Source organism: Pseudomonas sp. 2VD (genome assembly GCF_005503585.1).
GTDB classification, from domain to species: Bacteria; Pseudomonadota; Gammaproteobacteria; order Pseudomonadales; family Pseudomonadaceae; genus Pseudomonas; species Pseudomonas aeruginosa.
Map to the genome: position 1 here is coordinate 14677 of NZ_SCND01000034.1, position 13296 is coordinate 27972.

Below are 13296 nucleotides of genomic sequence, written 5' to 3' on the forward strand. Positions count from 1 at the left end.
CGTGGCATGGACTGTCCAGCTAACAAAAAGCCCCTAAAAAGGGGCCCTGAAAAACTGGTTGCGGGGGCTGGATTTGAACCAACGACCTTCGGGTTATGAGCCCGACGAGCTACCAGACTGCTCCACCCCGCGTCAAAGCTGGTGCAAGATTATACGACCGACACCCTGATGGGTCAACCGAACCTTGCGGAGACAAACCCCGCAGGACGGGGCTTGCTTATATGGTACCGAGGAGGGGACTCGAACCCCTACAGCCTATGGCCACTACCACCTCAAGGTAGCGTGTCTACCAATTCCACCACCTCGGCAGAAACCTTTCTCTTACTTCTGTTCAGGAGCCGCCGGTACATCGCCTGCACTTTCCGCAGGCCTGGACTGCTCCTGAAGAACCGGCACATCGTCAGCGGCCGGTGCTTTCTCTTGCTTCTGCTCCAGAACTGCCGGATCCGGCAGTCCGATGTGTTGCAGAGCATCAGACTTTTCTTTAGCGAAGTACGCTAAGCCAAGGCTGGTCAAGAAAAAAACCGCTGCCAGTATACCAGTAATTCGACTCAAAAAGGTAGCGGAACCTTGGCTTCCGAAAACAGTTGCCGAAGCACCTGCACCGAAAGAAGCCCCTGCATCCGCACCCTTGCCATGCTGAACGAGGATCAGGCCAACAAGACCCAATGCCATCAGCAGATGCACGACAATTACGACCTTTTCCAGCATCTTCAGCTTCCCGCGGCACGACAGATCGCGCCGAACTCATCCGCATTGAGGGAGGCTCCACCTACCAGCCCCCCATCGATATCCGGCATGCCGAACAACTCGGCTGCACTTGCCGCCTTTACACTGCCGCCGTAAAGGAGTCGCACACCTTTTGCGACCTCGGCATTTTCCGCTGCCAGTTGCGCGCGGATCGCCGCGTGCACTTCCTGGGCTTGCGCGGGGGACGCGGTCAACCCGGTCCCGATCGCCCAGACCGGCTCGTAAGCCACGACTGCGCGAGCAAAAGCTCCAACACCCAACTCGTCGATCACGCTTCCCAGCTGCCTTGCGACAACCTCCAGCGTCTTGCCCGCCTCGCGCTCCGCCCGGGTCTCCCCGACACACAGCACCGGCACCAGGCCGCACGACTGAGCCGCGGCAAACTTGCGACTCACAACCTCGTCACTCTCGCCGAGAATCAGGCGACGCTCCGAGTGGCCCACAAGGACCATGCTACAACCGACATCCGCCAACTGACTGGGAGCAGTCTCACCGGTCAGCGCGCCTTGCATCGGCTCGACGGCGCTGTTCTGCGCACCTACATCGATCGCCTTGCCGGCCAGGCCCTGGATGACCTGGCTGATGAACAAGCAAGGCGGCATCACAGCTACATCGACTCCGCTCGGCAACGCCAGCTGACGCAAGCCTTTGATCAACTCGGCCACACTGGAATGCGTACCGTGCATTTTCCAGTTACCGGCCACCAAGGGTCGACGCATGCTGTACCTCGCGGGGCAAAGTGGGCGCAGATGTTACTCAACAGTTTCCAGACTGGCAAGCAAAATCAAGCACATACCTCAGAAACAATTTTTGCCAGCTGTTCGGCGTGGGCACGAACGCTAGCTTCCTCGTCGCCCTCGACCATCACCCGGACCAACGGCTCTGTGCCGGATTTGCGCAGCAGGACACGACCGCGCCCGCCCATTTGCTCGGTGACGCGGACGCTGGCCTCCTTCACCGAGGGGTGCTCGAGCGGATCGTTTTCGCCCTTGAAGCGCACATTGATCAGCACCTGGGGGCACTTGCGAATCCCCTGGCGCGCCTCGGCCAGGGTCTGGCCGCGATGCTTGAGCGCCATCAGCACCTGTAGCGCCGCGATGATGGCATCGCCCGTCGTGGTGTTCTGGCAGCAGACGATATGCCCCGAATTCTCCCCTCCCAGCATCCAGTTCCGAGCCAGCAGTTCGGCCATCACATAGCGATCGCCGACCTTCGCCCGCACGAACGGGATATGCAGTTCCTGCAAAGCCAGCTCCAGGCCGAGGTTGCTCATCAGGGTGCCGACCACACCACCTTGCAGCCGCCCGCTTTCCTGCAGGTCGCGCGCGATGAGGAAAAGCAGTTCGTCGCCATCCACGACCGCACCGGTATGGTCGACCATCATCACCCGGTCGCCGTCGCCGTCGAAGGCGATGCCGAGGTCGGCATGGTGCTCGACCACCGCAGCCTGCAGGCCATCCAGGTGAGTGGAGCCGCACTTGTCGTTGATGTTCAGGCCATTCGGGCTGGCCGCCAGCACCGTCACTTCCGCGCCCAGTTCCCGGAAGACGCTGGGAGCGATCTTGTAGGTAGCGCCGTTGGCGCAGTCGAGCACGACCTTGAGACCGTTGAAGTCGGTGCTGGTCGGCACGCTGCTCTTGCAGAATTCGATGTAGCGCCCCGCCGCGTCATTGATCCGCGAAACCTTGCCGAGACGGGCGGACTCCACCACGGTCATCGGCGCATCGAGCAGTTCCTCGATCATCAGCTCGACGTCGTCCGGCAGCTTGGTCCCCTGCCCGGAGAAGAACTTGATGCCGTTGTCGTCGTGGGGATTGTGCGAAGCGCTGATCACCACCCCGGCCTCGGCGTGGAAAGTCCGCGTCAGGTAGGCGATGCCGGGGGTAGGCATCGGTCCCAGCAACAGGGTATCGGCGCCGGAAGCGGAGAGCCCGGCCTCGAAGGCCGACTCGAACATGTAACCCGAGCTGCGCGTGTCCTTGCCGATCAGGACCCGGCAGTTGCCCTGCCGGCGGAAGGCCATGCCCACCGCCCAGCCCAGCTTGAGAACGAAGTCCGGAGTAATCGGAAACTCGCCAACACGACCACGGATACCGTCAGTCCCGAAGTATTTTCTGCTCATCTTTTGTCTTCCGTGCTCAATCCGCCATTTCAACGGCGGAGATCATTCGCATCACGTCGACGGTCGCCGCCACGTCATGCACTCGAATTATCCGTGCGCCCTTGGCCAGCGCCAGGGCCGCCAGCGCGAGACTGCCGTAGAGGCGTTCGTCCACCTCCCGCCCCAGTACCTTGCCGATCATGCTCTTGCGCGAAACGCCGACCAACAACGGCAGGCCCAGGCCATGGAGCGCCTGCAGATGCCTGAACAGCACCAGGTTGTGCTCCAGTGTCTTGGCAAAACCGAAACCCGGATCCAGTAACAGCCGCTCGCGGTCGATTCCGGCCGCCACGCAGGCATCCACACGCTCCTGCAGGAACGCGCCGACTTCCGCCACCACATCCTGGTAGGCAGGCGCATCCTGCATGGTCTGCGGTTCTCCGCGCATGTGCATGAGACAGACCGCCAGGCCGCTATCCACCGCAGCATCCAGCGCACCGTCGCGCTGCAGCGAACGGACGTCGTTGATCAGACCCGCTCCGAGACGCGCAGTTTCGCGCATGACCGCAGGCGTGGAGGTATCCACCGAAATCACGACGTCCAGCTCGCGGGCGATGCGTTCGACTACCGGAGCGACCCGCTCCAGCTCCTCCGTCGGAGAAACGCTGCGCGCACCGGGACGGGTCGACTCGCCGCCGACGTCGATGAGCGTTGCGCCCTCCCGCACCATGCGCTCGGCATGCCGCAGGGCATCGTCCAGCCGGTCGTAACGGCCGCCGTCGGAAAAGGAATCGGGGGTGACATTGAGGATGCCCATGACATGTGGGCGGGCCAAATCAAGAACCCGACTGCCGCAAGGCAGTCGGGTCGGGTATTGCGGATTGCTCATTCAGGGCTCTCAGTGCTCGCCGGCCGGCCCACCGATGGGAGGGGTGTTCTCGCGGCGGCCCGACTCTTCCAGGTTGGCCGGCGGGGTGCCGGTACCCGAACCACCCTGCCAGTCACGCGGCTCGCGCGGCACGCGACCGGCCATGATGTCGTCGATCTGGTCGGAGTCGATGGTCTCGTACTTCATCAGTGCGTCGGCCATCATCTCCAGCTTGTCGCGGTTCTCGTCGAGCAGTCGCTTGGCGGTACCGTAGCAGTCGTCGATGATGCGCCGGACTTCCTGGTCGATCATCTTGGCGGTCTCGCCCGACACATTGGCGTGCTGGCTGCCGGCGCTACGGCCGAGGAACACCTCGCCCTCCTCCTCCGCGTACATCAGCGGGCCGAGCTTCTCGGACAGACCCCACTTGGTCACCATGTTCCGCGCCAACTGGGTAGCACGCATGATGTCGTTGGAAGCGCCAGTGGTGACGCCTTCGAAGCCGAGGGTCATCTCTTCCGCGATACGCCCGCCGAACAGCGAGCAGATCTGGCTTTCCAGCGCGCGCTTGGACAGGCTGTAGCGATCTTCCTCGGGGAGGAACATGGTCACGCCCAGGGCGCGTCCGCGCGGAATGATGGACACCTTGTAGACCGGGTCATGCTCCGGCACCAGGCGACCGACGATGGCGTGGCCGGCTTCGTGGTAGGCGGTGTTGCGCTTCTCCTTCTCGGACATGACCATGGTCTTGCGCTCGGCGCCCATCATGATCTTGTCCTTGGCCAGCTCGAACTCGCGCATGTCGACGATGCGCTTGTTGGAGCGCGCGGCGAACAGCGAGGCCTCGTTGACCAGGTTGGCCAGGTCGGCGCCGGAGAAACCGGGCGTACCGCGGGCGATGACGGCAGGATCGACATGGTCGCCCAGCGGCACCTTGCGCATGTGCACCTTGAGGATCTGTTCGCGCCCGCGGATATCCGGCAAGCCGACCACCACCTGGCGGTCGAAGCGGCCCGGACGCAGCAGCGCCGGGTCCAGAACGTCCGGACGGTTGGTGGCAGCGATGACGATGATGCCATCGTTCATCTCGAAGCCATCCATCTCCACCAGCAACTGGTTGAGGGTCTGCTCGCGCTCGTCGTGACCGCCGCCCAGGCCGGCGCCGCGATGGCGGCCGACGGCGTCGATCTCGTCGATGAAGATGATGCACGGCGCGTGCTTCTTGGCCTGGTCGAACATGTCGCGGACACGGGAGGCGCCCACGCCGACGAACATCTCGACGAAGTCGGAACCGGAAATGGTGAAGAACGGCACCTTGGCTTCGCCGGCAATGGCCTTGGCCAGCAGGGTCTTGCCGGTGCCGGGCGGGCCGACCATCAGCACGCCACGCGGGATACGGCCGCCCAGGCGCTGGAACTTGCCCGGATCGCGAAGGAACTCGACCAGCTCGCTGACCTCCTCCTTGGCCTCGTCGCAGCCGGCGACGTCAGCGAAGGTGGTCTTGACCTGGTCCTCGGACAGCAGGCGCGCCTTGCTCTTGCCGAAGCTCATCGGGCCACCGCGGCCGCCGCCGCCGCCCTGCATCTGGCGCATGAAGAACATGAAGACGGCGATGATCACCAGGATCGGGAAGCTGGCGACCAGCAACTGGGTCCAGATGCTCTGCTGTTCGGGCTGCTTGCCCTCGACCACGACGTTGTTGTTGACCAGGTCGCCGATCAGGCCATTGTCCTGGATCGCCGGGCGGATGGTCTTGAAGGTATCGCCGTCGCTACGCTTGCCGGTGATGACATAGCCATCCACGGTCACTCGCTCGACCTTGCCATCCTTGACCTGCTGGATGAAGTCCGAGTAGTTCAGCGTCTGTGGCTCGCTCGGGCTCGAGAAATTGTTCATCACGGTCACCAGTACCGCCGCGATGATCAGCCACAGAATCAGATTCTTTGCCATGTCGTTCAATTGACTACCCTCTGAAGCCGGCTCCGTCCTGGAAACCGCTTCACACGACGGCCAGACTCCTTCCGGCCAAAAGTACTACACAAGCGCCCGCGCACGCAGGCGTTGTCTGTAACCCTTTATGAACCCTCGCCCGTCCCGGCACAACAGGTCATCGACCAATAGACAGGCTATAGGGTCAATCATTCCAGTCTATTCCCCGCGAAAGCCGCGTGCGAGCAGATACTGTTCCCGCGAACGATCACGCGACGACAGGGGCTTGCGCATCTGTACCTTGTCGAACATTTCCCGGGCCTGCTTGTGGTACTGGTCGAAACCTTCGCCCTGGAAGATCTTGATCAGGAAATCGCCGCCCGGTCGCAGCACACGGCCGGCCAGGTCCAGCGCCAGTTCGCAGAGATACATGGCGCGCGGCTGGTCGGCGGCCCGCACTCCACTCATATTGGGGGCCATATCGGAAATCACAAGGTCTACCGGATGATCGCCGATCGCCTCGAGGATCCGCGCGAACACCGCGTCCTCGGTGAAGTCGCCCTGGATGAAGGTGACGTCGGGGATGCTGTCCATCTCGAGGATGTCCGAAGCGATCAGCCGGCCACGATCGCCGATCACCCGGCTGGTGACCTGCGACCACCCGCCCGGCGCGGCGCCCAGGTCGACCACGGTCATGCCCGGACGCAGGATGCGGTCCTTCTCCTGGATCTCCAGCAGCTTGTAGCTGGCACGCGAGCGATAGCCATCGCGCTGGGCCATCTTCACGTAGGGATCGTCGAAATGTTCTTTCAGCCAACGCTGGCTGGTTTTGGAGCGGGCCACGGAATACCTCTTCGGGCACCCCCGGTCGGCGGGGGCAGCATCACTTGGACTAAAACTGGGGTAAAATAGACGACTTTTTCCCAGGGGTCTGATTATGGCGCTCACTCAAGAGCAGAAGAAACAGTTCAAATCTATCGGTCACCACCTGAAACCGGTATTGATCGTAGCCGAGAACGGCTTGACCGAAGGCGTTCTCGCCGAACTCGAGCGCGCACTCAACGATCACGAACTGATCAAGGTGAAACTGGCGCTGGCCGAGCGCGACGATCGCCGCGCCCTGCTCGACGAACTCTGCGCGCAGTCGCGCAGCGACCTGGTGCAAAGCATCGGCAAGATGGCGCTGGTCTATCGGAAGAACCCGAAGCCGAACAAGAATCTCTCGAACATCAGCCGTTTCGCCGGCATCTGATGCCCCATCCAACCAAGGTCGGGAAACTTCCCGACCTGGTTCAGACGCCTTCCTCGTCCCGCCCCGGTACCGGCTGCAACACCAGCAGCAGGCCACACATCGCCACCGCCAGGTAGTTGAACAGCAGCCAGCGCACCGCCTCGGGCGCCAGCCCACGCACCAGGAAATACACCAGGCAGAGCAGCGCGACGGCGAGCAACAACTGACCGCGAAGGTCTCGCCAAAGGCTCCTCGGCCCGTGGCTCGACACCAACACCAGCGCTTGCAGCACCGCACAGAATCCGGCGAAGCCGATCAGCAGCGGCGTCAACGCCGCGGCTACGGTTTCCACCAGCAGCGGCGCCAGTCCGGTCTTGGCCAACGCAGGCAGGACCACGAACTGCAGCAACCAGAGGCCGCCGACCCAGAACGTCTGGGCCAGCAGCCAACTGATCGCGCCTGCGCGCAACGGGGCGCGCTTAGATATGGCGAACCTCGACGATCTCGTACTCGACGTCGCCGCCCGGGGTTCTCACCAGCACGGCATCGCCCTCGGTCTTGCCAATCAGCGCACGGGCGATCGGCGAATTCACCGAGATCTTGCCACCCTTGATATCCGCCTCGTCGTCGCCGACGATCTGGTAGGTCACGGTCTCGTCGGTCTCGACGTTGGCGATGTCGACGGTGGTGCCGAAGATCACCTTGCCGCTGTGCGGGATGGCGGTGACATCGATGACCTGGGCGTTGGACAGCTTGGCCTCGATGTCGCGGATACGCGCCTCGACCATGCCCTGCTGTTCGCGCGCCGCATGGTACTCGGCGTTTTCCTTGAGGTCGCCCAGTTCACGCGCTTCGGCGATGGCCTGGCTGATCTGCGGGCGCAGCACGCCCTTCAGGTGTTTCACTTCTTCTTCCAGGGCGCGGGCGCCCTGGACGGTCATGGGGAACTTGCTCATGCCTTGATTCCTGCGTGGAGATCCTGCAGACGCCGAACGGTCTTCTCGGGACCGAACTTGAGCGCCTCACAGATCGCCTGCCCACCCGCAATGGTGGTGGTGCAGCAGATCTTGTGCTGCAGGGCGTTTCGACGAATGGAGTAGGAGTCAGCGATGGACTGCCGGCCCTCGGTGGTGTTGATGATCAGGGTGACCTCGTCGTTCTTGATCATGTCCACCACGTGCGGGCGACCTTCGGTCACCTTGTTCACGCGACGCACCGGCAGGCCTGCGGCCTCGATGACACGCGCGGTACCGGCGGTGGCTACCACTTCGAAGCCCAGCGCGACCAGGTCGCCAGCCACCTGGGCGGCGAACGGCTTGTCGTCTTCGCGGACGCTGATGAAGGCGCAACCGGCGGTCGGGAGGATCTCGCTGGCCCCCAATTGAGCCTTGGCAAAGGCTTCGGCAAAGCTATCACCGACGCCCATCACTTCACCAGTGGACTTCATTTCCGGGCCGAGGATCGGATCGACGCCGGGGAACTTGGCGAACGGGAACACCGCTTCCTTGACGCTGAAGAACGGCGGGATGATTTCCTGGGTGAAGCCGACCTCGGCCAGGGTCTTGCCGGCCATGACGCGGGCGGCGACCTTGGCCAGCGACTCGCCGACGCACTTGGAGACGAACGGCACGGTACGCGAGGCGCGCGGGTTGACCTCGATGACGAAGATATCCTCGCCCTGCACCGCCATCTGCACGTTCATCAGGCCGACCACGCCAAGCTCCAGGGCCATTTTCTTGACCTGCTCGCGGATCTCGTCCTGGATGTGCTGCGGCAGCGAGTACGGCGGCAGCGAACAGGCGGAGTCGCCGGAGTGAACGCCAGCCTGCTCGATATGCTGCATGATCGCGCCGATCACCACGATCTCGCCGTCGCATACCGCGTCGATGTCGACTTCGATGGCGCAGTTGAGGAAGTGGTCGAGCAGCACCGGGCTGTCGTTGGAAACCTGCACCGCCTCGCGCATGTAGCGCTTGAGTTCTTCTTCCTGGTAGACGATTTCCATCGCCCGCCCGCCCAGCACGTAGGACGGGCGTACCACCAGCGGATAACCGATGGCCTTGGACGCGGCCAGGGCCTCGTCTTCGCTGCGCGCGGTGGCGTTGGCCGGCTGGCGCAGGTTCAGGCGCTGGACCATCTGCTGGAAGCGCTCGCGGTCTTCGGCACGGTCGATGGCGTCCGGACTGGTGCCGATGATCGGCACGCCGGCCTCTTCGAGGGCGCGGCAGAGCTTCAGCGGGGTCTGGCCGCCGTACTGGACTATCACGCCCTTGGGCTGCTCGACGCGGACGATCTCAAGGACGTCCTCGAGGGTCACCGGCTCGAAGTACAGGCGGTCGGAGGTGTCATAGTCGGTGGAGACGGTTTCCGGGTTGCAGTTGACCATGATGGTCTCGTAGCCGTCTTCGCGCATCGCCAGCGCCGCGTGCACGCAGCAGTAGTCGAACTCGATGCCCTGGCCGATGCGGTTCGGACCGCCGCCGAGGATCATGATCTTCTCGCGGCTCGACGGGTTGGCCTCGCACTCTTCCTCGTAGGTCGAATACATGTAGGCGGTGTCGGTGGCGAACTCGGCGGCGCAGGTATCGACACGCTTGTAGACCGGCAGCACCTTCAGCTTGTGGCGATGGCTGCGCAGGTTCTTCTCGGTGACGCCTAGCAGCTTGGCCAGGCGCGCGTCGGAGAAGCCCTTGCGCTTGAGCTTGTACATCAGCTCGCGATCGATGGAGGACAGGCCGAGGGTCTTGACCTTCTCCTCGTCCTTGACCAGGTCCTCGATCTGCACCAGGAACCATTCGTCGATGCGGGTCAGCTCGAACACTTCCTCGACGCTCTTGCCGGCGCGGAAGGCGTCGGCGACGTACCAGACACGCTCGGCGCTGGGCACGGTCAGCTCGCGCTTGAGGATGCTGTCGGCCTCCGGGTCGTTCAGGTCGAGCTTCGGATCGAAGCCGGTGGCGCCGACTTCCAGGCCACGCAAGGCTTTCTGCACCGACTCCTGGAAGGTCCGGCCGATGGCCATGACTTCGCCGACCGACTTCATCTGGGTGGTCAGGCGGGCATCGGCTTTCGGGAACTTCTCGAAGGCGAAGCGCGGGATCTTGGTCACCACGTAGTCGATGGCCGGCTCGAACGACGCCGGGGTGCGACCGCCGGTGATGTCGTTCTGCAGTTCGTCGAGGGTGTAGCCGACCGCCAGCTTGGCGGCGATCTTGGCGATCGGGAAACCGGTGGCCTTGGAGGCCAGGGCCGAGGAGCGGGAAACCCGCGGGTTCATCTCGATCACCACCATGCGCCCGGTGTTCGGGCAGATGCCGAACTGCACGTTGGAACCGCCGGTTTCCACGCCGATCTCGCGCAATACCGCCAGCGAGGCGTTGCGCATGATCTGGTATTCCTTGTCGGTCAGGGTCTGCGCCGGCGCCACGGTGATCGAGTCACCGGTGTGCACGCCCATCGGGTCGAAGTTCTCGATGGAGCAGACGATGATGCAGTTGTCCTTCTTGTCGCGGACCACCTCCATCTCGTATTCCTTCCAGCCGATCAGCGACTCGTCGATCAGCAGCTCGTTGGTCGGCGACAGGTCGAGGCCACGGGCGCAGATCTCTTCGAACTCTTCACGGTTGTAGGCGATACCGCCGCCGGTGCCGCCCATGGTGAAGGACGGACGGATGATGCAGGGGAAGCCGACCTGCTCGAGCACGCCGTAGGCCTCCTCCATGCTGTGGGCGATGCCCGAGCGCGGACAGGCCAGGCCGATATCCTTCATCGCCTTGTCGAAGCGCGAGCGGTCCTCGGCCTTGTCGATGGTATCGGCATTGGCGCCGATCATCTCCACGCCGAACTTCTCCAGCACGCCGTGGCGCTCCAGGTCCAGGGCGCAGTTCAGCGCGGTCTGGCCGCCCATGGTCGGCAGCAGCGCGTCGGGGCGTTCCTTCTCGATGATCTTGGCCACGGTGGCCCACTTGATCGGCTCGATGTAGGTCGCGTCGGCCATCGCCGGATCGGTCATGATGGTCGCGGGGTTGGAGTTCACCAGGATGACGCGGTAGCCCTCCTCGCGCAGGGCCTTGCAGGCCTGGGCGCCGGAGTAGTCGAATTCGCAGGCCTGGCCAATCACGATGGGGCCGGCACCGAGGATCAGGATGCTCTTTATGTCTGTACGTTTTGGCATGGGACTCTCGTTGCAATAATCAGGACAGGGTTGCGGTGGCCAGCTTCACACCAAAGCCGACGAACAGGGCGCCGACGCCCGAAGTGGCGCCGGCAGCCAACCGTTGCCGCCGGCGGAACCAGGCCGCCAGCCGCACACCGGTGAAAATCAGGAAGCTCAGGTAAAGGGCGCTGACCAGTTCCAGGATCACCGCCAGCACCAGGAACGACAGGCCCGGATAGGCATAGCCGGGATCGACGAACTGGATGAAGAAGGAGATGAAGAACAGGATCGCCTTGGGATTCGACAGGCTGAGCAGCAGCGCCTTGCGGAACGGCTGGTGGACATCCACCTGTTCGGCCTGCGCCGCCGTCGCCTCGGGATTGCGCAGCTTGCGCCAGGCGCCCCGCAGCATGCCGACGCCGAGATAGAACAGGTAGGCCGCACCGAGGTACTTCAGGCCGATGAACAGCATCGGCTCGGCCTTCAGCAGGGAGGCCACGCCGAGGGCCGACAGCAGCATCAGCACCGCGTCGCCGAGGAACACGCCGCAGGCGGCCCGGTAGCCGGTCGCCACGCCACGCTGGGCCGAAGTCGCGAGGACGAACAACGAGTTCGGTCCGGGCAACAGGATCACGAAAACCACACCCAGCACGTAGGTCCAGAAATCGGTTATCCCCAGGGTCGGCATGGCTCTGCTCCTCAGCGACGCTCGGCCATCGCCGAGATGAAGCGGTCGAACAGCGGGGCGACGTCATGCGGACCGGGGCTCGCCTCGGGGTGGCCCTGGAAGCTGAAAGCGACCTTGTCGGTGCGCTCGATACCCTGCAGGGTACCGTCGAACAGCGACTTGTGAGTGGCTCGCAGGTTGTCCGGCAGGGTGCTCTCGTCGACCGCGAAACCGTGGTTCTGGCTGGTGATCATCACCACGCCGCTGTCCAGGTCCTGCACCGGGTGGTTGGCGCCGTGGTGCCCGTGGCCCATCTTCAGGGTCTTGGCGCCAGAGGCCAGGGCCAGCAACTGATGGCCGAGGCAGATGCCGAACACCGGGATCTCGGTATCGAGGAATTCGCGGATCGCCTGGATCGCGTAGTCGCACGGTTCGGGGTCGCCGGGGCCGTTGGAAAGGAAGATGCCGTCAGGGTTCAGCGCCAGCACTTCGCTGGCCGGTGTCTGCGCCGGCACCACGGTCAGGCGGCAGCCGCGCGCCACCAGCATGCGCAGGATGTTCAGCTTCACGCCGTAGTCGTAGGCCACCACGTGATACGGCAGTTCACCGGCCGGGATCTCCGGATGACTGTCGCTTTCCAGGTTCCAGACGCTGGAGCGCCACTCGTAGCGCTCGGCGGTGGTGACCTCCTTGGCCAGGTCCATGCCCTTCAGGCCGGGGAAGGCGCGAGCCAGCTCCAGCGCGCGTTCCTCGGTAGCGTCGGCACCAGCCAGGATGCAGCCGTTCTGCGAACCCTTCTCGCGGAGGATGCGGGTCAGGCGACGGGTATCGATGCCGGCGATGGCGACGGTGCCGTTGGCTTTCAGGTAGTCAGGCAGCGACTGCTTGCTGCGCCAGTTGCTGGCGATCAGCGGCAGGTCGCGGATGATCAGGCCGGCGGCCCAGACGCGGTTGGCCTCGGCGTCTTCCGGGGTGGTACCGGTATTGCCGATGTGCGGGTAGGTCAGGGTGACGATCTGCTGGGCGTAGGAAGGATCGGTAAGGATTTCCTGGTAGCCGGTCATGGCGGTGTTGAACACCACCTCGCCAACGGTCTGGCCGTCGGCACCGATGGCTTCACCGCGAAAAATGCTGCCGTCGGCAAGTGCAAGTATGGCTGGCTTAGTCAAGAAGACCTCCCGTAAATCAAGCCTGACTGGTCGCGCAGGTGTAAAAAAGCGGGATGACACCGTGAAGAGTCATCCCGCTTTTTTTCGATTCATGCTGCGCTGCTTTTAGTGGACACACTAAAGCTGTAGTTTACAGAATCGCGACATTCCGGTCCACCAATAAGACGACGTGCGGCAGCGTCTCAGCGTAGGCCGAGCACATCCTGCATGTCGTACAGGCCGTTCTCCTTGCCCTCCAGCCACAGCGCCGCACGCACCGCGCCACGGGCAAAGGTCATGCGGCTGGAAGCCTTGTGGGTGATCTCCACGCGCTCGCCCTCGGCGGCGAACAGCACGGTGTGGTCGCCCACCACGTCGCCGGCGCGCACGGTGGCGAAGCCGATGGTTTCCCGCGCCCGCGCGCCGGTCTGCGCCTCACGCCCGTA

At 63.6% G+C, this 13296-nt stretch carries 13 protein-coding genes and 2 tRNA genes; 1 reads left to right on the forward strand and 14 read right to left on the reverse strand.

The genetic code is table 11. From position 1 onward, the window contains the following. Positions 1-55: 55 nt before the first annotated feature. The 8 genes from FFS27_RS06260 to rlmE all read right to left on the reverse strand — a co-directional run bounded on the left by FFS27_RS06260 (position 56) and on the right by rlmE (position 6491). A tRNA-Met gene (locus tag FFS27_RS06260) sits at positions 56-132 on the reverse strand. A 90-nt stretch (positions 133-222) separates the two neighbouring features. Continuing rightward, positions 223-308 (reverse strand) — tRNA-Leu (locus FFS27_RS06265). 13 nt (positions 309-321) lie between these two features. Then, positions 322-711: a preprotein translocase subunit SecG gene (gene secG / locus FFS27_RS06270; RefSeq protein ID WP_004365383.1), complete on the reverse strand. Its 390-nt coding sequence runs from the start codon at positions 709-711 to the stop codon at positions 322-324. A gap of 2 nt (positions 712-713) precedes the next feature. Next, positions 714-1469: a triose-phosphate isomerase gene (tpiA, locus tag FFS27_RS06275; RefSeq protein ID WP_003100513.1), complete on the reverse strand. Its 756-nt coding sequence runs from the start codon at positions 1467-1469 to the stop codon at positions 714-716. A gap of 65 nt (positions 1470-1534) precedes the next feature. Further along, complete coding sequence (gene glmM, locus FFS27_RS06280; protein ID WP_003095196.1) at positions 1535-2872, reverse strand: phosphoglucosamine mutase; 1338 nt, start codon at positions 2870-2872, stop codon at positions 1535-1537. Positions 2873-2888: 16 nt separating this feature from the next. Beyond that, positions 2889-3740, reverse strand: coding sequence for a dihydropteroate synthase (gene folP / locus FFS27_RS06285; protein WP_003095197.1), 852 nt, complete (start codon positions 3738-3740; stop codon positions 2889-2891). Between the two features lie 9 nt (positions 3741-3749). Further along, positions 3750-5669 carry an ATP-dependent zinc metalloprotease FtsH gene (gene ftsH / locus FFS27_RS06290; RefSeq protein WP_003095200.1) on the reverse strand — a complete coding sequence of 640 codons (1920 nt, stop codon included), beginning with the start codon at positions 5667-5669 and terminating at the stop codon, positions 3750-3752. Between the two features lie 198 nt (positions 5670-5867). Beyond that, positions 5868-6491 (reverse strand): 23S rRNA (uridine(2552)-2'-O)-methyltransferase RlmE, encoded by a 624-nt coding sequence (gene rlmE, locus FFS27_RS06295; protein ID WP_003095202.1) that lies wholly within the window; start codon positions 6489-6491, stop codon positions 5868-5870. A 94-nt stretch (positions 6492-6585) separates the two neighbouring features. Between rlmE and yhbY the strand changes: the two genes are divergently transcribed. Then, positions 6586-6900, forward strand: coding sequence for a ribosome assembly RNA-binding protein YhbY (gene yhbY / locus FFS27_RS06300; protein WP_003095204.1), 315 nt, complete (start codon positions 6586-6588; stop codon positions 6898-6900). A 40-nt stretch (positions 6901-6940) separates the two neighbouring features. Here the strand turns inward: yhbY and FFS27_RS06305 are convergent, their stop codons facing one another. The 6 genes from FFS27_RS06305 to FFS27_RS06330 form a co-directional block, all read right to left on the reverse strand. Continuing rightward, entirely contained in the window at positions 6941-7348 is a 408-nt protein-coding gene (locus tag FFS27_RS06305) for a DUF4149 domain-containing protein (RefSeq protein ID WP_003109321.1), read from the reverse strand. A 10-nt stretch (positions 7349-7358) separates the two neighbouring features. Further along, positions 7359-7835 (reverse strand): transcription elongation factor GreA, encoded by a 477-nt coding sequence (greA, locus tag FFS27_RS06310; RefSeq protein WP_003095206.1) that lies wholly within the window; start codon positions 7833-7835, stop codon positions 7359-7361. Continuing rightward, positions 7832-11053 carry a carbamoyl-phosphate synthase large subunit gene (gene carB, locus FFS27_RS06315; protein WP_003095207.1) on the reverse strand — a complete coding sequence of 1074 codons (3222 nt, stop codon included), beginning with the start codon at positions 11051-11053 and terminating at the stop codon, positions 7832-7834. The genes greA and carB overlap by 4 nt, the downstream gene beginning before the upstream one ends. 19 nt (positions 11054-11072) lie before the next feature. Further along, on the reverse strand, positions 11073-11723 hold the full coding sequence (gene leuE / locus FFS27_RS06320) for a leucine efflux protein LeuE (RefSeq protein WP_003095208.1): 651 nt from the start codon (positions 11721-11723) through the stop codon (positions 11073-11075). A gap of 11 nt (positions 11724-11734) precedes the next feature. Further along, the gene (gene carA, locus FFS27_RS06325) at positions 11735-12871 is read right to left on the reverse strand and encodes a glutamine-hydrolyzing carbamoyl-phosphate synthase small subunit (RefSeq protein WP_003095209.1); all 1137 of its coding nucleotides are present in this window, start codon (positions 12869-12871) and stop codon (positions 11735-11737) included. Positions 12872-13053: 182 nt separating this feature from the next. Further along, the coding region (locus FFS27_RS06330) for a 4-hydroxy-tetrahydrodipicolinate reductase (protein ID WP_272483163.1) at positions 13054-13296 on the reverse strand (243 nt) is incomplete at its 5' end.